The organism is Microbispora oryzae, assembly GCF_017896165.1.
GTDB classification, from domain to species: domain Bacteria; phylum Actinomycetota; class Actinomycetes; order Streptosporangiales; family Streptosporangiaceae; genus Microbispora; species Microbispora oryzae.
In genome coordinates, this window is sequence record NZ_JAFCNB010000020.1 from 95,616 (window position 1) to 117,536 (window position 21,921).

Genomic DNA, 21,921 nt, shown 5'->3' on the forward strand with positions numbered 1-21,921 from the left:
GGGCTCAGCCGAAGACGGCCGGCAGCGCCCCGGTGTGGGCCTCGCGGAGCCGTTCGACCGGCACCTCGAAGACCCCCTCGACCGACAGCGTCGTGCCGCCGGTGGTGCCCAGCCCGTAGCAGGGCACGTCGTGCCGGGCGCACAGCTCCGCGAGGGCCTCGAACGCCTCGGGCCGGACGCAGACCAGCGCCCGGGCGGCCGACTCGCTGAACAGGTCGACGAAGGCGTCGTCGCACGGCAGCGTCACCGAGCAGCCGACGCCCTGCGCCAGGCACGACTCGGCCAGCGCGACGGCGAGACCGCCGTCCGACAGGTCGTGCGAGCCCTCGAGCAGGCCCTCGCCCGCCGCGGCGGCCAGCACGGCGGCCAGCTCCTGCTCCGCCCTGAGGTCGGCCCGCGGGGGCAGCCCCCCGAGGTGCCCGTGCACGACGTGGGCCCACTCGGATCCGCCCAGCTCGTCGCGGGTCTCACCGAGCAGCACCACCCGCAGGCCGGGGGCGACGAAGCCCGACCGCACCCGCCGGGCCACGTCGTCGATCACGCCCAGCACGCCGACGACCGGCGTGGGGTTGATCGCGGCCGAGCCCGTCTGGTTGTAGAACGACACGTTGCCGCCGGTCACCGGCACACCCAGGGTGCGGCAGGCGTCGGCGAGGCCTCGTACGGCCTCGGAGAACTGCCACATGACCTCCGGGTCCTCCGGCGAGCCGAAGTTGAGGCAGTTGGTCACCGCGAGCGGCCGCGCCCCGGTCACCGCCACGTTCCGGTACGCCTCGGAGAGCGCGAGCTGCGCCCCCGTGTAGGGATCGAGCCGGGCGTAGCGGCCGTTGCCGTCGGTCGCGAGGGCGATGCCCCGGCTGGTCTCCTGGGCTCCCGGCATGACCTCCGAGACCCGGAGCATTCCGGCGTCGGCCGGCTGGGCGAGCACGGTGTTGCCCCGGACGTACCGGTCGTACTGCGAGGTCACCCACTCCTTCGAGCCCACGTTGGGCGAGCCGAGCAGTGTGAGCAGGGTCTCCAGCAGGTCGTCGGGGCGGGGGAGCCGCTCCGGCCCGTCGGCGTTGAGCGCGGACTGCCCGGCCGGCTCGGCGATCGGCCGGTCGTAGATCGGGCCGTCGTCCGCCGCGGTGCCCGGGGGAATGTCGACGATGACCTCGCCGTCCCACGTCATGACGAGGCGGCCGGTGTCGGTGACCTCGCCGATCACGGTCGCGGGGACGTCCCACTTGTCGCAGATCGCCATGAAGGCCGGGATGTCGCCGGGGGTGACCACGGCCATCATCCGCTCCTGCGACTCGCTCATCAGGATCTCCTCGGGCCGCAGCGTGGGGTCGCGCAGCGGGACGAGGTTGAGATCGACGTGCATGCCGCCGGTGCCCTTGGCCGCCAGCTCGGTCGTGGCGCACGAGACCCCGGCGGCACCGAGGTCCTGGATGCCGACGACCACGTCGGCCTGGTAGAGCTCCAGGCAGCACTCGATCAGCAGCTTCTCCATGAACGGGTCGCCCACCTGCACGGCGGGCCGCTTGGCCTGCGACTCGTCCTCGAACGTGGCCGACGCCAGGACGGACGCGCCGCCGATGCCGTCAGCGCCGGTCCTGGCGCCGAACAGCACGACCTTGTTGCCCGGCCCGGGAGCGGTGGCCAGCTTGATCTGGTCCTTGCGGAGCAGGCCGACACACAGCGCGTTGACCAGCGGGTTGCCGATGTAGCAGGGGTCGAAGGCGACCTCGCCGCCGATGTTGGGCAGGCCCAGGCAGTTGCCGTAGTGGCTGATGCCCTCGACGACGCCCGGCAGCACCCGGCGGGTGTCCGGCTGGTCGGCGCCGCCGAACCGCAGCGAGTCCATCACCGCGACCGGGCGGGCGCCCATCGACATGATGTCGCGGACGATGCCGCCGACCCCGGTCGCCGCGCCCTGGTGTGGCTCGACGTACGACGGGTGGTTGTGCGACTCGATCTTGAAGGTGGCCGCCCAGCCGTCGCCGATGTCGACCACGCCGGCGTTCTCGCCCATGCCGACCAGCAGCGCCTCCGACTTGGGGGCCTTGGCGGAGAACTGGCGCAGGTGGACCTTGGACGACTTGTAGGAGCAGTGCTCGCTCCACATGACCGAGTAGATCGCGAGCTCGGAGCTGGTCGGGCGGCGTCCCAGGATGTCGCGCACCCGCTGGTATTCGTCGTCCTTCATGCCCAGCTCGACGAACGGCTGGCGCTCCTCCGGGGTCTCGCCCGCCCGCTTGACGGTGTCGAGGGTCATGCGTTCACCAGCCGCTTCAGAATCGAGGTGAAGAAGCCGCGGCCGTCCACACCGGGTGCGCCGGTGAGGTCTTCGACCGCGTGCTCGGGGTGGGGCATCAGGCCGACGACGTTCCCGGCCTCGTTCGCGATTCCCGCGATGTCGTTGAGCGAGCCGTTGGGGTTGCCGCCCGCGTACCGGAACACGACCCGGCCCTCGCCCTCAAGCTCCGCGACGGTGGCGGCGTCGGCGACGTACCGGCCCTCGCCGTGCTTGATCGGCAGCACGATCTCCTGGCCCTCCGCGAAGTCGGCGGTCCAGGCCGTCCGCGCGTTCTCGACCCTGATCCGCTGGTCGCGGCAGACGTAGTGCAGTCCCTCGTTCCGGGTGAGAGCCCCGGGGAGCAGATGCGCCTCGCACAGGATCTGGAAGCCGTTGCACGTGCCGAGCACCGGCAGGCCGGCGCGAGCCGCCGGGATCAGCTCGTCCATGAGCGGCGCGAAGCGGGAGATCGCTCCGCAGCGCAGGTAGTCGCCGTAGGAGAAGCCGCCGGGCAGGAAGACCGCGTCGACCCCCCTGAGGTCGTGCTCGGCGTGCCACAGCGGCACCGCCTCCGCCCCGGCCAGCCGTACGGCTCTCGCGGCGTCCTGGTCGTCGAGTGTTCCGGGGAAGGTGACGACGCCCACCCGGGCAGCGCTCATTAGTTCCTCCAAGGCGCACGCCACCGTCACCTGGTCGGACGGCGGTCTGTGGCGGTACACCTCAGGGTATCGAAGGCGCGAGATGGGCCGCCCTGCCGGAGCGGGGCGGCCCGGGGTCGGCCGAGGTCAGACGGCGGCCAGCCGCCGGTCGAGCGTGAGATGGTGGGCGATGGCGTCCTCGTCCCAGTCGAGCTCCTTGCACATGCGCACGGTCGTGCCACGCCCGGGAGTGATGTCGAAGGAGATGTCGTCCACCACGGCCCTCATGATGAGGATGCCGCGACCGTTTTCGGCGTCGCCGGGCGGATACTGCCGGGGAATGACCTGCAGTCCTTCCCCTCCGTCCGCGACGCGCAACTCGCAGCGGCCGTTGCCGATGGTTGCCATGACCTCGTACCGATTCGCCGGGCCTCCATGCCGCACCGCGTTGGCGCAGGCCTCGGAAGTCGCCAGCAGGATGTCGGACACGCATTCCTTGGTGACGCCGAGTGAACGGAGCGCGTCCCCGACCACGCGCCGCACCATCGGAATGCCGATCGCCTCTCGTGGCATGGCCAGCGAGAACTCAATATCCACCGGACCCCTCCCCGGTGTCGAAGGTCACCAAGGAAGGTTTCCCCGATGAATCAGGGCTAACCGCAAAATCACGCGTCTGTTATTTACAACACGTCGCAGCGCTGGTTTGGGCCAGCCAAATGTCGGTCATAGGGGATTTGTTGCGCCGTTCACCTTGGGTGAACCGTTTCAGTCACCCCTCGACGCGGATGTCGAAGTCCTCAATGACGGTGTTGGCCAGGAGCGTTTCGGCCATCTTCCGGACGTCCGAAAGTGCGGCCTCGTCAGCCGGGCCGTCCAGTTCGAGCTCGAACCGCTTGCCCTGCCGCACGCCGGAGACCCCGGAGAAGCCGAGCCGCGGCAGCGCCCGGGCGATGGCCTGGCCCTGCGGGTCGAGGATCTCCGGCTTGAGCATGACGTCGACGATGACGCGCGCCACGATGTTCCTCCAGGTGGGTGGGGTCGTTACGGCCCAAGCCTATCGACCCGGCACGGGAGCCGGGCCCCGGCGGTCACGCGTGAGATGGACCCCCGGATGCCGTACCGTCTCCTGACATGGTGGATCGGTGGTTGCCGTACGGTCTTTTGGCGGGAAGCCGACAGCGCCGTGCCCACCACGCGCCGCCCGTTGAGAGAGTGTGGGCATCGCGGGTACGGGAATCGGGAAGGGTGTGGAGCGATGGCGGGGACTTGCGCTATGGGGTGTGATCTCTGCCACGATGTCCGCGGAAGCGGCCGGCCGCACACCCCAGCGGCCGTACGCCCGATGGCCCGGCCTCCCGGCGGTGGTGACCCCACCAGCGGACGGCCCGAGACACACAGGAGTGGCACGTGACAGCCGACGCCTCTCACGGTGTTGACACACCCCCGGAACTCGTCCAGCTGCTCACCCCCGAGGGCGAGCGGGTGGAGCACCCCGACTACGACATCGAGCTGACCGAGGAAGAGGTCCGCTCCCTCTACCGCGACCTGGTCCTGGTCCGCCGGATCGACCTTGAGGCGGTCGCCCTGCAGCGCCAGGGCGAGCTGGGCCTGTGGGCCTCCCTCCTGGGTCAGGAGGCCGCGCAGATCGGCTCCGGCCGCGCCCTCACCGACGCCGACATGGTCTTCCCCACCTACCGGGAGCACGGCGTGGCCTGGTGCCGCGACGTCGACCCGGTGAAGCTCCTGGGGCTGTTCCGCGGCGTCAGCAACGGCGGATGGGATCCGGCCGAGCACAACTTCCACCTCTACACCATCGTCATCGGGTCGCAGACGCTGCACGCGGTGGGCTACGCGATGGGCCTCCAGCGCGACGGCGCCGAGGCGGCCACGATGGTCTACTTCGGCGACGGCGCCACCTCGCAGGGCGACGTCAACGAGGCGTTCATCTGGGCCTCGGTGACCAACGCGCCGGTCGTGTTCTTCTGCCAGAACAACCAGTGGGCCATCTCCGAGCCCCTGGAGAGGCAGTCGAGGATCCCTCTCTACAAGCGGGCGTCCGGCTTCGGGTTCCCCGGCGTGCGGGTCGACGGCAACGACGTCCTCGCCTGCCTGGCCGTCACCCGTCAGGCCCTGCGCAACGCGCGCGAGGGGCAGGGACCGACGCTCATCGAGGCGTTCACCTACCGGATGGGCGCGCACACGACGTCCGACGACCCCAGCCGCTACCGCCTCGCCGACGAACTGGAGGCGTGGAAGCTCAAGGACCCGATCGAGCGCGTCAAGGCGTACCTGTTCAAGAACCGGCTGGCCGACCAGGAGTTCTTCGAGAAGGTCGACGCCGAGGCCGACGCGCTCGGCAAGGACGTGCGCGGCCGCTGCCTCACGCTGCCCGATCCGCCGCCCGAGGCGATCTTCCAGAACGTGTACGCCGGTCCGCACGCCCTCATCGACGAGGAGCGCGAGCAGTTCCTGACCTACCTGGCGGGGTTCGAGCGATGACCACACTGACTCTCGCCAAGGCGATCAACGAGGGCCTGCGCCGCTCGATGGAGGACAACGCCAAGGTCCTCGTGATGGGAGAGGACGTCGGCAAGCTCGGCGGCGTCTTCCGGGTGACGGACGGCCTGCAGAAGGACTTCGGCGAGGACCGCGTGATCGACACGCCGCTCGCCGAGTCGGGCATCATCGGCACCGCGATCGGCCTGGCCCTGCGCGGCTACCGCCCGGTGTGCGAGATCCAGTTCGACGGGTTCGTCTTCCCGGCGGCCGACCAGATCATCACACAGCTCGCCAAGATGCCGCTGCGGTCGCTGGGCAAGATCAAGCTGCCTGTCGTGGTCCGCATCCCCTTCGGCGGCGGCATCGGCGCCGTCGAGCACCACTCCGAGTCGCCCGAGGCGTACTTCACGCACACCGCCGGCCTGCGGGTGGTGGCCTGCTCAAACCCGGCCGACGCGTACACGATGATCCAGGACGCCGTCCGCGGCGACGACCCGGTCATCTTCTTCGAGCCGAAGCGCCGCTACTGGGACAAGGCCGAGGTCGACCTCGGCGCGCCGGGCCTGCCGCTCGACCGGGCCAAGATCGTCCGGCCGGGCGCCGACCTCACCCTGCTGGCGTACGGCCCGATGGTGAAGACCTGCCTTGAGGCGGCGGCCGCCGCCGAGGAGGAGGGGCGCGACCTGGAGGTCGTCGACCTGCGTTCGCTCAACCCGCTCGACCTGGAGGTGCTGACCGACTCGGTCCGCCGAACCGGCCGGTGCGTCGTCGCGCACGAGGCGCCGGTCTTCAGCGGGTTCGGCGCGGAACTGGCCGCCCGCCTCACCGAGCGCTGCTTCTATCACCTGGAGGCCCCCGTGCTGCGGGTCGGCGGGTTCTCCACGCCGTACCCTCCGTCGCGGCTGGAGGACTACTACCTGCCCGACCTCGACCGCGTCCTCGACGCCGTCGACCGCTCGTTCGCCTACTAGGAGTTCCTCATGCTGCGTGAGTTCAAGCTCCCCGACGTGGGTGAGGGACTGACCGAGGCGGAGATCGTCAAGTGGCACGTGGCCGCGGGCGACGCCGTCAAGATCAACCAGACGATCGTGGAGATCGAGACCGCGAAGGCCGTGGTCGAGCTGCCCTGCCCGTTCGAGGGCACGGTGGCCTCGCTGATGGTGTCGGAGGGCCAGACCGTCGAGGTCGGCTCCCCGATCATCGCGGTCGCGACGGGCGACGCCGACGACCTACCGTCCACCGGGGGACTGGCGGAGGACCTCGTGCCCCCGCCGCCCGGCGACCAGCCGGAGGGCGGCAAGCGCCAGCCGGTGCTGGTCGGATACGGCGTGCGGGCGAGCGCCACCCGGCGCCGTCCCCGCAAGGCCGCCGAGACGGGGTCGCCCGTGGCTCCGGCCGGGTCCCGCTCCGCCGCCGTGACCGCGGCCCCGGCCTCCTTCGCCGCCCCTGCCGCCACCGCCTCCGGGAGCGCCACCGTCCCCGTCCGCGGCGGAACCGTCGGCGTCCTCGCCAAGCCGCCGGTGCGCAAGCTGGCCAAGGACCTCGGGATCGACCTGGCGTCCGTCGAGGGCAGCGGCCCGCACGGCTCGATCACCCGGGCCGACGTCGAGGCCGCCGTCGCCGCCCCGGCGCCGCGGGCGGGAGCCGTACGGGGCCGGGAGGAGCGCGTCCCGGTGCGGGGAGTCAGGCGCGCCACGGCGCAGGCGATGGTCGCCAGCGCGTTCACCGCTCCCCACGTCACCGAGTGGCTGCAGATCGACGTGACGGAGACGATGGAGGCGGTCCGGCGGCTGCGGCAGCTCCCCGAGTTCGCCGACGTGAAGGTCTCGCCTCTGCTACTCGTGGCGAAGGCACTGCTGACCGCGGTGCGGCGGCATCCGATGGCGAACGCCACCTGGACCGACGACGAGATCGTGGTCAAGCACTACGTGAACCTCGGGATCGCCGCCGCCACCGACCGGGGCCTGATCGTGCCCAACGTCAAGGACGCGGACGCCATGTCCCTGCCGGAGCTGGCCCGGGCCCTCGCCGAGCTGACCGAGCGGGCCCGCGCCGGAAAGTGCGGCCCGGCCGACCTGACCGGCGGCACCGTGACGATCACCAACGTGGGGGTGTTCGGGGTGGACGCGGGCACACCCATCCTCAACCCCGGCGAGGTCGCGATCCTGGCGTTCGGCCAGATCAGGGACATGCCGTGGGTGGTCGACGGGCAGCTCGCCGTACGCAAGGTGACCACGCTGGCCCTGTCGTTCGACCACCGGGTCGTCGACGGCGAACTCGGCTCCCGGGTGCTCCGCGACGTGGGCGACATGCTGGAAGATCCGCTGCGCATGCTCGCCTGGAGCTGAGCGGGATCCTCCCCGGCCGCCGTCCCCGCACGCCGCCGCTCCGCCGGCGGGTGCGAGGATGGCAGCCTCAGATAACGGAAGGGGAACGCATGTTCCGGCACATCGTGCTGTTGAAGTGGACCGACGACGCCGGCGAGGAGCAGAAGGCCGAGGTGTTCCGGCGGCTGAGCGAGCTGCCCGGGGCGATCCCCGAGATCCGCCGTTACGAGTTCGGCCCGGACGCGGGGCTCGCCGACGACAACTTCGACGCCGCGGCGGTCGCCGACTTCGACTCCCCGGAGGACTACGTCGTGTACCGGGATCACCCCGTGCACATCGCGGCCATCAAGGAGAGCATCGTGCCGATCCTCGCCCAGCGGGTGGCCATCCAGTACGAGCTCTGAGGCCTCACTCAGAAGTCGGGGCGGTTCTCCGTCGATGGCGAACGTCAGGATCGCCCCGGCTGTTCGTCTTGCCCTACCGGCCTCCAGCTGCCGGACGTTCACCGTTGCCAGGCGGTGACGGATCCGAGTCGTGCCACTTCTCGTAACTCACTCGTTGCACACTCTCGCCGGGCGGACGGTGCGCAGCAAGGTCATGTCCGATAACGATTCAGATACACGAAGAGGGTTCATGTATGTGAATATCCTCTGACCTGCGTCCTCCGCGCCGCGCCGGTCTTACTGGCGTCGCTGACCCATGTGCCCGTCGTTGACGGGCGGGGCGGGACGGGCGCATGGTAGCGGGGCCAGGCGGTTCACGGTCCGGGTGCCGAAGATTCACCCGGAGGTCTGACACGCATGACCGGACTGGACTGGCTCGTTCTTGGCGCCTACTTCGTCGTCATGGTGGGGATCGGCGTCTACTCGCACCGCCGCATCGGCGACATCAGCGACTTCTTCACCGCCGGCGGCCGGATGCCCTGGTGGCTGGCCGGGATCTCGCACCACATGTCCGGCTACAGCGCGGTCATGTTCACCGGGTACGCGGGACTCGCCTACCTCTACGGCGCGACCTCCTACTTCACCTGGGCCTTCCCGATCGCGATCGGCGTCGCCATCGGGTCGGTGCTGTTCGCGCCCAGATTGAACCGGGTCAGGGCGAAGCTGCGGGTGAGCTCGCCCCTGGAGTTCCTGGCCCAGCGGTACAACGTGCCGACCCAGCAGGCCCTCGCCTGGTCCGGCGGCCTGCTGAAGATCGTGGACGTCGGGGCGAAGTGGGCGGCGATCGCCACCCTGCTGTCCACCTTCACCGGGCTGTCGCTCAACCAGGGCATCCTGCTCACCGGCGTCGTCACGGCCGTCTACTGCACCGTCGGCGGGCTGTGGGCCGACGCGCTCACCGACTTCGGGCAGTTCGTCATCCAGCTCCTCGCGGGGCTGGTCATGCTCGTCGCCGTGCTCGGCAAGCTGGGCGGGATCGGCGCGATCGGGAGCCTGTGGGACCGGCTGCCGCCCGAACACGCCCATCCTCTCAACGGGCCCTACACGCTGACCTTCCTGCTCGCGTTCCTGTTCATCAAGACGTTCGAGTACAACGGCGGCATGTGGAACCAGGCGCAGCGCTACATGGCCGCCCCGACCGCCGCCCAGGCGGCGCGCGGCGCGCGGCTGTCGGCGGTGCTGTGGGCCGTGTGGCCGCTGCTGCTGTTCTTCCCGATGTGGGCCGCGCCGCTGCTCGTCCACGCCGCAAAGCCGGACGCCAGCGACTCCTACGCGCTGCTGACCACCCAGCTCATCCCGCACGGCCTGCTGGGGCTCGTGGTCGCCGGGTTCTTCTCCCACACGATGGCGATGGCGTCCTCCGACGCGAACGCGATCGCCTCGGTGTTCACCCGGGACGTCATCCCGGTGCTCTCGCGCGCGGCCCGCGCCTGGGACACCCGGGCGAGCCTGATCGCCGCCCGGGTCACCACGGTCGCGTTCATCGCGCTGTCGATGAGCGTCGCGACCCAGGTCAACAGCCCGGCGCTGAAGGACATCATCACCGTCGTGATCAAGTGGGTGGCCGGGCTGATCGGGCCGATCTCGATCCCGCTGCTGCTCGGCATGCTGCCGCTGTTCCGCCGGTCCGGCCCCACGGCGGCGCTGACCTCCTGGGCCGCCGGCCTCTTCATGTTCTGGCTCACCAACTACGGCCTCAGCGGCGTCTCCACGGCGGTGGCGACCGCCGCCCCGGTGGCGACCTCGCTGGTGCTGTTCACGATCATCGGCTTCATCCGCCCGGAGAACACGCCGGAGCGCGAGGAGATCATCTCGACCATCAACACCGACGACGACGGCGCGGCCAGGCCACTGCCCGCCGCGACCGGCTGAGGCCGGGTCCGGGTACGGCCGCCGGATCGGCGGCGGCGGCCGTACCCGGGCTCAGAACGACTCCTCTTTTGGGGCTACGGCCTCTGGCTCAGTGGGATCGTCGTGGTCAGTTGGCGGAGGCGGACTGCTTCGGGGGTGTTGCTCTGGCCCGCGTGTTGGGGGAAGCGGACGTTGACTTCCAGGCCGCCGCCGGGGTTGGGGTGTGCGGCGAGGGTGGCGCTGTGGGCTTCGGCGATGGCGGCGACGATCGACAGGCCCAGTCCTGCGCCTTCGGACGAGCCCGTTCGGGTTCGGGTTCGGTCCAGTCTGCGGAAAGGCTCGAACAGTTCGTTGATGCGGTCTTCCGGGACGGTGGGGCCGGTGTTGCGGACGGTCAGCAGCCCTTGGGTGGACAGTCGCACGTCGACCTCGCCGCCGGGCCGGTTGTAGCGGACGGCGTTGTGCACCAGGTTGCCCACGAGCCGGGCGAGCAGTACCTCATCGCCGATGACGTCGAACGGCTCCGCGTCGACTCTCAGGGTCACGGCCTCGGCGGGGGTCTCGTATGCGACCTGCCTGACGAGGTCGGCGAGCGCTACTGGTTCGACCTCTTCGAGTCCGCGCTCGCCCTGGGCCAGCACCAGCAAGCCCTCGATCAGGGCTTCGCTGCGGGCGGTGATCTCCAGCAGCTGGCCGCGGACTCGGGCCAGTTGCTCGGGTGACGGGTCGTCCAGGCCCAGTTGGAGCACTGTGCGTTGGATGGCCAGCGGCGTGCGGAGTTCGTGTGAGGCGTTGGCGACGAACCGGCGCTGGGAGTCGGCGGCGTGCTGGAGTCGTTCCAGCATGCCGTCGAAGGTGTCGGCCAGGTCGCGCAGCTCGTCGGCCGGGCCGGCCAGGGCGATCCGTTCATGCAGGTTGGACAGCGACAGCCTGCGGGCGGTGGCGGTGATGTGATGCAGGGGCCGCAGCACGCGGCCGGCCAGCCGCCAGCTCACGATGACCGACACCAGGATCAGCACCGCCATGATGACGCCCGTGGTGATCCACTGATCGCGGAGCACCGAGGCGTTGAAGGCGTGGAAGGTCTGCTTGATCACCATGGGGCCCGTTCCGGGGGCGGGGGTGCCTTCCGGCGGGACGCCGGTGAGGGGCGCCGTTTCGGGTGTGTGGCGCGCCAGCGTGTTCATCAGCACCAGGTTGCTGGTGACCAGCAGGATGACGCCGGTGGCCATGAACAGGCCGCAGTAGATGATGGTCAACCGTGCCCGCACGGTACGGCGGGTCACAGCCGGTACCCGACCCCGGCCTCGGTGTGGATGCACGGGGGGTCGCCCAGCTTGGTGCGCAGCCGGTTGATGACGACGCGGACGGCCGTGGTGAACGGGTCGGCGCTTTCGTCCCAGGCCTGCTCCAGCAGCTTCTCCGCACTGACCGGGGCTCCGTCGGCGCGCAGCAGGACCTCCAGCACGGCGTACTCCTTGAGCGACAGCGGAACGAAGCGTCCATCGCGGCTCGCCTGGCGCCTGTAGGTGTCCAGCACGATGCCGGCTCGCTGGAGGACCGGTGGGACGGGCGCCAGGCTGCGCCTGCCCAGGGCCTGGACACGTGCGGCCAGCTCACCGAAGTCGAACGGCTTGGGCAGGTAGTCGTCCGCGCCGATGCCCAGGCCCTCGATCCGCTCCCGCACCGAAGCCGCCGCGGTCAACATGATGATGCGGACATCGGCCCCGGACAGGGCCAGCCTCCGGCAGATCTCGTCACCATGCACGCCAGGCAGATCCCGGTCCAGCACCAGCACGTCGTAGTCGTGGACCGCGAGGTGCTCGTCGGCCGCCTCCCCGTCGTAGACGACATCCACCGCCATGGCGAACTTACGTAACCCCTCGGCGATCCAGTCGGCGAGAATCCACTCGTCCTCGGCCACCAAAATCCGCATACGGCGTCTCTAGCACACCGGGTGTTGCGCCGGGGTTAGCGTCCAGGCTCACAGCCGTGCAACGTCGCGACCGCCAACGTTGACGACCATGAAGAAACGAACCGTCACCGCCGCGATCGCCGTGGTGGCCTCGGCCGCCGTCTTTGCGGGCGGGCTCCCCGCCACCGCGAACGGCTCCACCGGACGGCCGGCCGGCTGTGTGCAGCTGGCCCCCTCGAACGGCCCGACGTCGCCGCAGCAGAAACCGACCACCATCACCACGCTGCAGCAGGCCTACTGGTGCATCTTCGACCACTACTACAGCGGCTCGGTCCTCGACAGCCGCGCGCTGCTGGTCCCCGCCTTCTCCGCACTCACGCGAGAGCTGCAACGCCGCGGTCTCGATCAGGCCGTCGCGAACATGCCCGCCCTGTCGGGTGACAGGAGGGCCGACTGGGCCGCGTTCGCCGCGGTCTACACAAAGATCGAGAAGCGGCTGCCGGACGGCCCGGCCGCCCGCCAGGCGATCGCCGCGGCGACCATGCTCGGCATGGTGGACAGCCTCAACGACGACCACGCGAGGTGGCAGTACGGCCCGGCCCCGGCCCCGGGGCCGCTCGGCTTCAAGGTCTCCGGCGTGCAGTGCTGCACCCGCCCGGACCCCGCCGCGTCAGGGCCGATGTTCGTGACAGAGGTGAAGCCCGGCTCACCGGCGGCGACCGCCGGCGTCCGTCCCGGTGACGAGATCATCACGGTCAACGGGGTTCCGCCGTACATCAACGGCACGATGCAGCCCGGCGTGCTGGACTGGATCAACAGCCCGGAAAGCCCGGTGACACTGCGACTCCACCACCCGGCCACCGGCGAGACCTCCAGCGTCACTCTCTCGCCGCCGACCTCGCCGCCCGCACCGCCCGGCGGCTCCGCACCGCCACCGCCGAGCGTGAATTCCCGGCTGCTGAACGGCGACGTCGCCTACGTGCAGATGTCCGCCTTCGCCCCCGGCACGGCCGACCAGGTACTCGCCGCCATCGCCGACATGCGCGCCCAGGCCAAGCTGCGCGGAGTCATCCTCGACCTGCGCGGCAACGGCGGCGGTCTGGGCACCGAACTCGAGAAACTGCTGGGAGCCTGGGAACACGGCAAGCCCTACGCCTACTTCTGTGACATTCACTCCCACTGCACGGCCCAATATCCCGACAACACGCCGCTGGTGCACCTTCCCCTGACGGTTCTCACCGACCGCAACTGCGCCTCGGCCTGCGACATGTTCTCCGGCGCCGTCAAGGACCTGCACCTGGGCACTCTGGTCGGCACCCGCACAGCGGGCTTCGCCTCCGGCCCTCTCTACCAGTACCAACTCGATGACAACAGCACCCTGGGCCTCCCCAACGCCCACAACCTCCAGGCCAACAAGGAAGTCGCCGCCACCATCGGCGTAGCGCCCGACTACCAAGCCCCCCTGACTCCGGACGCCCTTTCCCGTGGCAAGGACCCCGCCGTCGACAAGGCCCTCTCGCTCCTCCACAACAACCACTGAGGAACCGATCAGGCGGTTTCTCTTCAGGCGGCTCCGCTCTTCGAGTGCCGTGGAGCCGGGTCGGCGGCGGCCGTACCCGGGCTCAGAACGACTCCTCCGGAAGCTCCATCAGGTCCTGGCCGGTGGACGCGAGCACCCGTCGCTCGGCGGCCAGGCGCGGCAGCACGGTCTGGGCGAAGAAGGACGCGGCGGCCACCTTGCCGGTGTAGAAGGCGGTGTCGGCGTTCGAGCCGCCCAGAGCCTTCAGCGCGACCTCGGCCTGCCGCAGCAGCAGCCAGCCGATGACCAGGTCGCCGAGCGCCAGCAGGAAACGGGTGGTGTTCAGCCCGACCCGGTAGACCTCCTGCGGGGTCTCCAGCGAGCCCAGCGCCCAGCCCGCCATCGTGTCGGCCATCGCCCTGACCTCGCCGGCGGCCTCCTCCAGCAGGCCGCGTTCGACCTTGAGCCGTCCGTTGCCCGCGTCGGAGGTCGCGAAGGCGCGGATCTCCCCGAGCAGGGCGCCGAGCGCCGCCCCCTGGTTCCTGAGGACCTTGCGGAAGAACAGATCGAGGCCCTGGATGGCCGTCGTGCCCTCGTAGAGGGAGTCGATCTTCGAGTCGCGGATGTACTGCTCGATCGGGTAGTCCTGCAGGAATCCCGAGCCGCCGAGGGTCTGCAGCGACCGCGCGAGCAGCTCGTACGACCGCTCGGAGCCGACGCCCTTGACGATCGGGAGCAGCAGGTCGTTGAGCGCCTCGGCGTCGTGGTCGCGGCGGCCCTCGAACTCCGCGACGAGGATCGTGTCCTGGATCGTGCCGGTGTAGATCACCAGCGCGCGCATTCCCTCGACGTACGCCTTCTGCAGCATCAGCTCGCGGCGCACGTCGGGGTGATGGGTGATGGTGACGCGGGGGGCCGTCTTGTCGGTCGACCGGGTGAGGTCGGCCCCCTGGACCCGGCTCTTGGCGTAGTCGAGCGCGTTGAGGTAGCCGGTCGAGAGAGTCGCGATGGCCTTCGTGCCGACCATCATCCGGGCGTGCTCGATGATCATGAACATCTGCTTGATGCCCTCGTGGACGTCGCCCACGAGGTAGCCGACGGCCGGATGCCGGTCGCCGAACGTGAGCTCGCAGGTCGTGGAGACCTTCAGGCCCATCTTCTTCTCGACGTTGGTGACGTAGACGCCGTTGCGCTCGCCCAGCTCACCCGTCTCCAGGTCGACGAGGAACTTCGGCACCAGGAACATCGACAGCCCCTTCGTGCCCGGCCCGTGCCCCTCGGGGCGGGCCAGCACGAGGTGGAAGATGTTCTCCGCCATGTCGTGTTCCGCGCTGGTGATGAAGCGCTTCACACCTTCGACGTGCCAGGTGCCGTCCGGCTGCTGTAGGGCGCGGGCGCGGCCGGCGCCGACGTCGGAGCCGGCGTCCGGCTCGGTCAGCACCATCGTGGCGCCCCAGCGTCGTTCGACGGCCAGCTCGGCGAACCGCTTCTGCTCGGGCGTGCCCAGCTCGTACAGCAGGTGACAGAACGCCGGGCCACAGGCGAACATCCACACGGCCGGGTTGGCCCCCAGCACCAGCTCGGCCATCGACCACACCAGGCTGCGCGGCGCGGGCGTGCCGCCCAGCTCGGGCTGGAGCTCCAGTCGCCACCACTCGGCGTCCACCCAGGCCTGGTACGACCGCTTGAAGCTCTCCGGCATCGTCACCTGACGGGTCGCGGGATCGAACACCGGAGGATGGCGGTCGGCGTCCTCGAACGACTCGGCGATGGGGCCGGTCGCCAGCCTGTTCACCTCGTCAAGCACGCTGCGCGCGGTGTCCTCGTCGACGTCCTCGAACGGCCCGGTGCCCAGGATCTCCTGCCGGTCGAAGACTTCGAAAAGGTTGAACTCCAGGTCGCGAAGGTTGCTCTTGTAGTGACCCATCGTGTGCGCTCCTAGAACAAGGCCCGGTAACGTACTGATGAGTAACTATAAACCATTGCTACCGGTCAGTAACCACCCGCACGCATGATTTATGTCGGCCGCCGGGGTGGAGGGCCGCAGGTGCCCGGACGCCGGTCCTGGCCCCGCCTCGCCGCCTTTCCCGTCGCCCGTCGCCCGCCGGCGGGACGGCGGCGGCCCGGCCTGCCTGGTACGCCGAAATAACCTGTTGACGGGTTTTGCCGGTGTCGGTTTGGCTGTGGCGATGATTGCCTACACGATCACTTTCGACTCCGCCCGGCCCTATGAACTCGCGCAGTGGTGGAGCGAGGTTCTCGGCTGGCCCCTCGTCGACTCGGAACCGGATGACGAGGAAGTGATGCTCGACCGGCCCGGCGGCCCGCCGCACCTGCTCTTCATCAAGGTCCCCGACGGGAAGACCGTCAAGAACCGGCTCCACCTCGACCTGCGCCCGTCCGGGGGCCGCACACGTGACCAGGAGGTGGAACGGTTGCTGGGGTTCGGGGCCAAGTCGTACGAGGACCATCGCACCGCCGACGGCCTCGGCTGGGTCACCCTCCTCGACCCCGAGGGCAACGAGTTCTGCGTGTGCCGGAGCGAGGCCGAGCGCGCCGGCGACTGAGCCGCTCGGTGTGCCCGGTCTGCCCGGGTCTGCCCGGGACTTGCCGGTGTGCCCGGCCGGGCCATGCGACCGTGGGCCCGCCGGGTCACGACGCCTTGGCGCGGCCCCGCATCGCCAGCGTGATGACGCCGGTCACCAGCAGCACCCACACCCCGCCCCAGACGGCGTCCCACGCCGCTCCGAAGACGCCCTCGTGGTCGAAGACGAGCTGGATCGGGTACATGAGCGCGGTCGCGCCCAGCCCCGGGTAGAGGGAGAACCGCCAGGGGTGGCGCAGGGCCCACAGCCGCGCCTGCCGGGTCGCCCGGTCGCCGTCCTGCGGCCGGGAGATCGAGCCGATGGCGGCCACCCAGGTGAAGAGGCTGATCCCCGAGCAGAGGGCCCAGGTGAGGTCGGGGGATCCGGGCAGGATCACGCCCAGGATGAGGCTCATGGCCGCGACCGCTCCGCCGGTGATCGCCGCGGCCCGCCAGGGCGCGCCGCGCAGGGCCGCCCCGGCCAGGGACATCTCGTCCATTCGGGTCAGTTCGTTCATGCCATCAGACTCTCTCGGCCCGCCCGCGCACGGTATCCGGAACGTCCCTGACCGACCCCTGAGGCCCCCTGGATAGGCGCCGCCGGAGCGCCCCCAGTCGGAGGGGCGCCGTCAGAGGGGCGCCACCAGAGCACCCGCCGTCAGAAGGGCCGTCAGAGAGCGGTGCCGTCAGAGAGCGGTGCCGTCAGAGAGCGGTGCCGTCAGAGAGCGGTGCCGTCAGAGAGCGGTGCCGTCAGAGAGCGGTGCCGTCAGAGAGCGGTGCCGTCAGAGAGCGGTGCCGTCAGAGAGGGGCGACGTCCACGTAGTTGTCGTGATAGACGGCGCCCTTGCCCATGTCGGCGTCACGCTCGTCCACCACGGCGTTCGGGTTGGCGCCCCCCGGCGACAGCTTGGGCCAGTGCCCCTTCGGCGCGGCGACCACTCCGGGCGCCACCCGATCGCTGACCTCGACGTACGCGGTGAACTCGCCGTTCGCGTTGAACACCCTGGCCGGCTCTCCGTCCCGCAGTCCCCGGGGGGCGGCGTCGGCCTCGTTCACCAGCACCCGGGGCCCCTTCGACCTCCGCAGCAGCTCCGGGTTGTTGCCGAAGGTCGTGTTCAGGAACGTGTGCGCGGCCGGTGTGACCAGAGTGAGCGGGTGGGGCCGGTCGGCCGGGGCCGTCCGGGCCGTGTACGACGGCACGTAGCCCGCCACCCTGGGGAGCCCGTCGGCCTCGGCCCGCTCCGAGACGAACTCCAGGCGCCTGCTCGGGGTCGGGAAGCCGTCGGTGAAGGGCACGAACGGGTCGGCGACCGGGAGCCGCACCCAGCCCTGCTTGCGGATCTCCTCCAGGGAGACGCCCGCGGGCCCGAGGAGTTGCTCGGCGAGCTCCAGGTCGCTGTCGTACAGCGAGGGCTCGGTCAGGCCCATGTGCCGGGCGAGGCGCCGGAACGTCTCGGTCGTCGACAGACACTCCCCGGGCGGCGCGACCGCGGGCTCGTTCCACATCAGGTACATGTGCCCGTAGCCCGCGTGCACGTCCAGGTGCTCGATCTGCATCGTCGCCGGCAGCACGATGTCGGCGTAGTCGACGGTGTCGGTCGGGAACTGCTCCATGACGACCGTGAACAGGTCGTCCCGCGCCATCGCGGCCCTGATCCGGTTCTGGTCGGACGTCGAGCCGAGCGGGTTGGCGGCGTAGACCCACAGGCACTTCACCGACGCGTCGAGGTCGTCGGCAAGGCGGGTCATGGTGAGCGTCCTGACCGGGTGGGGAAGCAGGTCCTCCCGGGTGTCGGCGCGGAGCGGCACGTGGGCGCTGGTCGAGTAGGCGACCCCGCCGCCGGGATGACGCCAGTCGCCCGTCACCCCGGGGATGCAGGCGATGACCCGCATGGCCGCGCCTCCGCCCTCGTGGCGCTGGATGCCCATCGTGGCGCGGATGCCGGTGGGCCGGGTGTGCGCGAGCCGCAGGCCGAGGGCCCTGATCCGGTCCACCGGCAGCCCGGTGATCTCCGCGACCCGCTCGACCGGATACCTCCTGATCTCGGCTTCGAACTCGTCCCAGCCGTGCGTGTGCCGTTCGATGTAGTCGCGGTCCTCGGCGCCCTCGTCGAGCACCACGTGCAGAAGGCCGAGCGCGAGCGCCGCGTCCGTGCCCGGCCGGATCGGCAGGTGCTCGTCGGCCTGGTCGGCCGTTCGGGTCCTGACCGGATCGATGGCGACGACGTACGCGCCCGCCGCCCGCGCGTCCTGGATGAACTTCCACAGGTGGTGGCCGCTGGTGAGCGTGTTCGTGCCCCACAGGAGAATCAGCTTCGACAGCGCGAACGTCTCGGGGTCCATGCCGCCGGGGGTGCCGTTCACGTATCGCAGGCCGACGTTGCCCGCGCGCGAGCAGATGTTGAGGTCGTGCCTGGAGGCGCCGAGGACGTTCCAGAACCGCCGCCCGGCCTCCCCCGACTCGCCCTGGATGTAGCCCAGCGTGCCGGTCCCCTGGTAGGGCCAGATGGCCTCGCCGCCGTGCTCCTCGATGATCGTGGAGAGCCGGGTGGAGATCTCCGTCAGCGCCTCGTCCCAGGTGATCCGCTCGAATCGGCCCGACCCCTTGGGACCCGTGCGACGCAGGGGGTGCACAATACGGTCGGTCGCCCGCGTGTGCTCCAGATAGCGGTTCACCTTCACGCAGAGGGAGCCACGGGTGTAGGGGTGATCGCGGTTGCCGCGCATCGCGACGGCCTCACCGTCCTTGACGGTGACGGCCCAGGAGCAGGTGTCGGGGCAGTCGAGGGGGCAGGCGCCGAGAACGGTGAGGGACTCGCTCATGCATACGACCGTAACCTGGGCGTCCGGACGCCGAGAAGCCGCCCGGCATCCTGGGGACAACCGTTCACCTGTGGACGACGGCGGCGCGCCTCAGGAGATCTCGTCCAGACGGGCGATGTTGGCGGCGTCCCGCGGATCGGTGCTCGGCCGGCTGGCGAACCACGCGTCCAGGATCTCGATCATGAGCGGCTCGGACGTGAGGCGCAGGCTGAGGGCCAGCACGTTCGCGTCGTTCCAGGTGCGCGCCCCGGCGGCCGTCGCCGCGTCGACGCACAGGGCGGCCCGCACTCCGGGCACCTTGTTGGCCGCGATGGACGCGCCCGTCCCCGTCCAGCAGCACACGATCGCCTGGTCGGCCTGTCCGGTCGCCACGTCTTCGGCGGCGGCGGCACAGCACCACGCCCAATCGGCCCGGCCATCTGGAGCCAGCGCTCCATAGAGTGTCAGAGTATGGCCGCGCCGTTCCACCTCGGCCACCAGAGTGGGAGCGATGCCGTCGAGGCTGTCTGCGGCCACGGAAATACGCATGCGTCAATTGTGGACACCGAGTGCGAAGATCGCACAGAATCGCTGGTGGTGAGAGGCATCAAGGAGCAGGACCTAACGCTGGACACGCCTGGCACAGGAGAGGTCCTCGTCGTCGAGCCTCTGCTGCCGCAGCGGATCCGCCGGCCCTCAGACGCCCTGAGGTTCCTCATCACGCTCGTGTCGCTGGCGGCCTTCGTGCTGCTCGCCCTGGCCCTGCGCCGTACGCTCAACGGCCTTGAGATCGACGTCCAGGCGGGCACCGGCCGGGCCCCCGACGTGCTCTCGGCAGCCGCCGGCCTGCTCGGCGGCGTCTCCGTGCTCATCGTCCCGGTCGCGTTCGCGATCGAGCGGGTGTTCCACCGCGACGGCATGCGGGTCACCCAGGGCCTGATCGCCGCGATCCTCGCCCTGCTGATCTCGTACGCCATCGACGAGTGGATCATCCTGTCCGGGCTGACCGACCTCAAGCAGCTCCTCACCGGCAATCGGGAGGTCGAGCCGCTCAACACCGTGCTCACCCCGGCCATCGCGTACGCCACGGCCGTACGGATGTCGCGGCGGACACGGTGGCGCGCGCTCATGTGGACGGCGCTCGCGCTCGACGTTTTCGCGCTCTTCACCGCCACCAAGGTCACCGCGCTCGGCGTGATCCTCACCTACCTCGTGGGCCTCGCCGTGGGCTTCGGCACCCTGTACGGCATCGGCAGCGCGAACACCCGGCCGCCCGGCAGCGCGGTGGTGGCCGCCCTGCGGCGGCTCGGCTTCGTGCCTGTGAGCGCCCGGCGGCTGGAGGACGACAGCTCCGGCAGCCGCCGCTACCTGGTGGGCCTGGCCGACGACCGCAGGCTCGCCGTCACGGTGCTCGACCGTGACCGGCAGGTGGCGGGCATGCTCTACCGCCTCTGGCGCCGCTTCCGGCTCAACACCGAGACCAGGCGGAAGGCCATCCGCTCCCTGCGGGCGGAGCTGGAGCGCGAGGCCCTGATGGCGTACGCCGCCCAGGCGGCGGGGGCACGGCTGCCCCGGCTGCTCGGCACCAGCGAGGTCGGCACCGAGGCGGCCCTGCTCGCGTACGAGCACGTGGAGACCCGTCCGATCGCGGGCCTGCGCGACGAGGACGTCGACGACCGGCTGCTGACACAGATCTGGGAGCAGGTCCGGCTGCTGCACGCGCACCGCCTCGCCCACCGGCATCTGACCGGCGAGAGCATCCACGTCGACGACGCCGGGCGGGTGATCCTGCTGGACGCCCGCAGCGGCGAGATCGCGGCAGGTGACCTGCTGCTGCGCCTGGACATCGCCCAGCTGCTCGCCTATCTGGGCATGCGGGTCGGCCCCGAGCGCGCCGTGCGGTCGGCGGCCCCGGTCCTTGGCGCGGACACCCTGGCCGGCGCGCTTCCGCTGCTCCAGCGCATCGCGCTGAGCCGCGAGATCAGGGCGGCGGCGCGGAGGGACAGAAACCTCCTGCCCGCCATCCGCGAGCAGATCGTCGCGCTCGAACCGCAGGCCACCGTCGAGGAGGTCAGGCTCGAACGTTTCCGGCCGCGCACGCTGGTGACGATCATCGCCGGCGCCATCGCCCTCTACATCCTGCTTCCCCAGCTCAGTCAGGTGAACGTGGTCTCGGTCGTGACCACCGCAAACTGGGCCTGGGGCGGCGCCGCGCTGCTCGCGGCCGTTCTCAGCTATCTGGCCGCCGCGATCCTGCTGAGAGGGTTCGTCCCGGAGCCGCTGCCACTCGGCCGCACCATGCTCGCGCAGTTCGCCGGGTCGTTCGTGAAGCTGGTCGCCCCCGCGGCCATCGGCGGAGTCGCGCTCAACACGCGCTACCTGCAGAAACGCGGGGTGCCCCCGGGTGCGGCGGTGACCAGCGTCGGGGCTTCCCAGGTGGTCGGGCTGACCTCCCACATCATGCTGCTCCTGCTCTTCGGCTATCTCACCGGCACCCAGGCGGCTCCGTCGCTCACGCCGTCGCGGGGCCTGCTCGTCGCGCTGCTGGCCGTCGCCGTGGTGTTCCTGATCATCCTCGCCGTACGGCCGCTGCGCCGGGTGCTGACCACCCGGGTCCGGGCGCTGTTCTCCGGCGTGATCCCCCGGCTGCTCGACGTCGTGCAGTCGCCGCGCAAGGTCGCCGAGGCCGTCGGCGGGACGCTGCTGCTGACCATCTCCTTCGTGATCTGCCTCAGCTGCTGCGTCCGCGCGTTCGGCGGCGACATCAGTTTCACCGCGGTCGCCGTGGTCTTCCTCGCGGGCAACGCGATCGGCTCCGCCGCCCCCACCCCCGGAGGCCTGGGCGCGGTCGAGACGGCGCTGTCGCTGGGGCTGACGGTCGCGGGCCTGGCCAATCCGGTGGCGACCTCCGCCGTGCTGCTCTTCCGGCTGATGACCTTCTGGCTTCCGGTCCTGCCGGGCTGGGCCTCCTTCGCTTACCTGCAGCGCCACGACGCCATCTGACTTCTGTGCGTTCTCTGTGAATCCGCCCGCGCCCGGACGGGCGGGCACGGCCGCCGCGC

At 70.5% G+C, this 21,921-nt stretch carries 18 protein-coding genes; 8 read left to right on the forward strand and 10 right to left on the reverse strand.

The features are described from left to right. Nucleotides 1–4: 4 nt before the first annotated feature. The 4 genes from purL to purS form a co-directional block, all read right to left on the reverse strand. Complete coding sequence (gene purL, locus JOL79_RS27555; RefSeq protein ID WP_210158808.1) at nt 5–2,260, reverse strand: phosphoribosylformylglycinamidine synthase subunit PurL; 2,256 nt, start codon at nt 2,258–2,260, stop codon at nt 5–7. Then, on the reverse strand, nt 2,257–2,940 hold the full coding sequence (gene purQ / locus JOL79_RS27560) for a phosphoribosylformylglycinamidine synthase subunit PurQ (protein ID WP_210158809.1): 684 nt from the start codon (nt 2,938–2,940) through the stop codon (nt 2,257–2,259). The genes purL and purQ overlap by 4 nt, the downstream gene beginning before the upstream one ends. Nucleotides 2,941–3,066: 126 nt before the next feature. Next, nucleotides 3,067–3,516 (reverse strand): ATP-binding protein, encoded by a 450-nt coding sequence (locus JOL79_RS27565; protein ID WP_210158810.1) that lies wholly within the window; start codon nt 3,514–3,516, stop codon nt 3,067–3,069. A 172-nt stretch (nt 3,517–3,688) separates the two neighbouring features. Then, nucleotides 3,689–3,934, reverse strand: coding sequence for a phosphoribosylformylglycinamidine synthase subunit PurS (gene purS / locus JOL79_RS27570; RefSeq protein ID WP_210158811.1), 246 nt, complete (start codon nt 3,932–3,934; stop codon nt 3,689–3,691). 392 nt (nt 3,935–4,326) lie between these two features. Between purS and pdhA the strand changes: the two genes are divergently transcribed. The 5 genes from pdhA to JOL79_RS27595 all read left to right on the forward strand — a co-directional run bounded on the left by pdhA (nt 4,327) and on the right by JOL79_RS27595 (nt 10,060). Continuing rightward, nucleotides 4,327–5,418: a pyruvate dehydrogenase (acetyl-transferring) E1 component subunit alpha gene (gene pdhA / locus JOL79_RS27575; RefSeq protein ID WP_210158812.1), complete on the forward strand. Its 1,092-nt coding sequence runs from the start codon at nt 4,327–4,329 to the stop codon at nt 5,416–5,418. Continuing rightward, the gene (locus tag JOL79_RS27580; protein ID WP_210158813.1) at nt 5,415–6,389 is read left to right on the forward strand and encodes an alpha-ketoacid dehydrogenase subunit beta; all 975 of its coding nucleotides are present in this window, start codon (nt 5,415–5,417) and stop codon (nt 6,387–6,389) included. Before pdhA ends, JOL79_RS27580 begins: the two co-directional genes overlap by 4 nt. Before the next feature lie 9 nt (nt 6,390–6,398). Further along, nucleotides 6,399–7,766 (forward strand): dihydrolipoamide acetyltransferase family protein, encoded by a 1,368-nt coding sequence (locus JOL79_RS27585; protein ID WP_210158814.1) that lies wholly within the window; start codon nt 6,399–6,401, stop codon nt 7,764–7,766. Between the two features lie 89 nt (nt 7,767–7,855). Next, nucleotides 7,856–8,149 carry a Dabb family protein gene (locus JOL79_RS27590; RefSeq protein WP_210158815.1) on the forward strand — a complete coding sequence of 98 codons (294 nt, stop codon included), beginning with the start codon at nt 7,856–7,858 and terminating at the stop codon, nt 8,147–8,149. Between the two features lie 396 nt (nt 8,150–8,545). Next, nucleotides 8,546–10,060 (forward strand): sodium:solute symporter family protein, encoded by a 1,515-nt coding sequence (locus tag JOL79_RS27595; RefSeq protein WP_210158816.1) that lies wholly within the window; start codon nt 8,546–8,548, stop codon nt 10,058–10,060. A 74-nt stretch (nt 10,061–10,134) separates the two neighbouring features. Here JOL79_RS27595 and JOL79_RS27600 read toward each other — a convergent pair whose 3' ends face one another. Next, nucleotides 10,135–11,325 (reverse strand): sensor histidine kinase, encoded by a 1,191-nt coding sequence (locus JOL79_RS27600; RefSeq protein WP_307848765.1) that lies wholly within the window; start codon nt 11,323–11,325, stop codon nt 10,135–10,137. After that, the gene (locus tag JOL79_RS27605; RefSeq protein ID WP_210158817.1) at nt 11,322–11,975 is read right to left on the reverse strand and encodes a response regulator transcription factor; all 654 of its coding nucleotides are present in this window, start codon (nt 11,973–11,975) and stop codon (nt 11,322–11,324) included. Before JOL79_RS27605 ends, JOL79_RS27600 begins: the two co-directional genes overlap by 4 nt. Nucleotides 11,976–12,063: 88 nt before the next feature. Between JOL79_RS27605 and JOL79_RS27610 the strand changes: the two genes are divergently transcribed. Further along, entirely contained in the window at nt 12,064–13,494 is a 1,431-nt protein-coding gene (locus JOL79_RS27610) for a S41 family peptidase (RefSeq protein WP_210158818.1), read from the forward strand. A gap of 82 nt (nt 13,495–13,576) precedes the next feature. Here the strand turns inward: JOL79_RS27610 and JOL79_RS27615 are convergent, their stop codons facing one another. Beyond that, nucleotides 13,577–15,400 (reverse strand): acyl-CoA dehydrogenase, encoded by a 1,824-nt coding sequence (locus JOL79_RS27615; RefSeq protein ID WP_210158819.1) that lies wholly within the window; start codon nt 15,398–15,400, stop codon nt 13,577–13,579. Nucleotides 15,401–15,662: 262 nt separating this feature from the next. Here JOL79_RS27615 and JOL79_RS27620 point away from each other — a divergent pair, with 262 nt between their 5' ends. Next, a complete protein-coding gene (locus JOL79_RS27620; RefSeq protein WP_210158820.1) occupies nt 15,663–16,040 on the forward strand; it encodes a VOC family protein in 378 nt (125 codons plus the stop codon). A gap of 85 nt (nt 16,041–16,125) precedes the next feature. Here the strand turns inward: JOL79_RS27620 and JOL79_RS27625 are convergent, their stop codons facing one another. The 3 genes from JOL79_RS27625 to JOL79_RS27635 all read right to left on the reverse strand — a co-directional run bounded on the left by JOL79_RS27625 (nt 16,126) and on the right by JOL79_RS27635 (nt 19,408). Beyond that, the gene (locus JOL79_RS27625; protein WP_210158821.1) at nt 16,126–16,575 is read right to left on the reverse strand and encodes a hypothetical protein; all 450 of its coding nucleotides are present in this window, start codon (nt 16,573–16,575) and stop codon (nt 16,126–16,128) included. Between the two features lie 280 nt (nt 16,576–16,855). Continuing rightward, a complete protein-coding gene (locus tag JOL79_RS27630) occupies nt 16,856–18,880 on the reverse strand; it encodes a molybdopterin-containing oxidoreductase family protein (RefSeq protein WP_210158822.1) in 2,025 nt (674 codons plus the stop codon). 90 nt (nt 18,881–18,970) lie between these two features. After that, on the reverse strand, nt 18,971–19,408 hold the full coding sequence (locus JOL79_RS27635) for an RpiB/LacA/LacB family sugar-phosphate isomerase (RefSeq protein ID WP_210158823.1): 438 nt from the start codon (nt 19,406–19,408) through the stop codon (nt 18,971–18,973). Between the two features lie 48 nt (nt 19,409–19,456). On the opposite strand from JOL79_RS27635, the gene JOL79_RS27640 reads away from it, so the two are divergent. Continuing rightward, on the forward strand, nt 19,457–21,862 hold the full coding sequence (locus JOL79_RS27640) for a flippase-like domain-containing protein (protein ID WP_307848766.1): 2,406 nt from the start codon (nt 19,457–19,459) through the stop codon (nt 21,860–21,862). Nucleotides 21,863–21,921 lie beyond the last annotated feature (59 nt).

Bases quoted from the DNA above. Each gene is read 5' to 3' on its own strand.
- purL (WP_210158808.1), bottom strand. From the start codon at position 2,260: ATGACCCTCGACACCGTCAAGCGGGCGGGCGAGACCCCGGAGGAGCGC.
- purQ (WP_210158809.1), bottom strand. From the start codon at position 2,940: ATGAGCGCTGCCCGGGTGGGCGTCGTCACCTTCCCCGGAACACTCGAC.
- JOL79_RS27580 (WP_210158813.1), top strand. From the start codon at position 5,415: ATGACCACACTGACTCTCGCCAAGGCGATCAACGAGGGCCTGCGCCGC.
- JOL79_RS27585 (WP_210158814.1), top strand. From the start codon at position 6,399: ATGCTGCGTGAGTTCAAGCTCCCCGACGTGGGTGAGGGACTGACCGAG.
- JOL79_RS27590 (WP_210158815.1), top strand. From the start codon at position 7,856: ATGTTCCGGCACATCGTGCTGTTGAAGTGGACCGACGACGCCGGCGAG.
- JOL79_RS27595 (WP_210158816.1), top strand. From the start codon at position 8,546: ATGACCGGACTGGACTGGCTCGTTCTTGGCGCCTACTTCGTCGTCATG.
- JOL79_RS27605 (WP_210158817.1), bottom strand. From the start codon at position 11,975: ATGCGGATTTTGGTGGCCGAGGACGAGTGGATTCTCGCCGACTGGATC.
- JOL79_RS27610 (WP_210158818.1), top strand. From the start codon at position 12,064: ATGAAGAAACGAACCGTCACCGCCGCGATCGCCGTGGTGGCCTCGGCC.
- JOL79_RS27615 (WP_210158819.1), bottom strand. From the start codon at position 15,400: ATGGGTCACTACAAGAGCAACCTTCGCGACCTGGAGTTCAACCTTTTC.
- JOL79_RS27620 (WP_210158820.1), top strand. From the start codon at position 15,663: ATGATTGCCTACACGATCACTTTCGACTCCGCCCGGCCCTATGAACTC.
- JOL79_RS27625 (WP_210158821.1), bottom strand. From the start codon at position 16,575: ATGAACGAACTGACCCGAATGGACGAGATGTCCCTGGCCGGGGCGGCC.
- JOL79_RS27630 (WP_210158822.1), bottom strand. From the start codon at position 18,880: ATGAGCGAGTCCCTCACCGTTCTCGGCGCCTGCCCCCTCGACTGCCCC.
- JOL79_RS27635 (WP_210158823.1), bottom strand. From the start codon at position 19,408: ATGCGTATTTCCGTGGCCGCAGACAGCCTCGACGGCATCGCTCCCACT.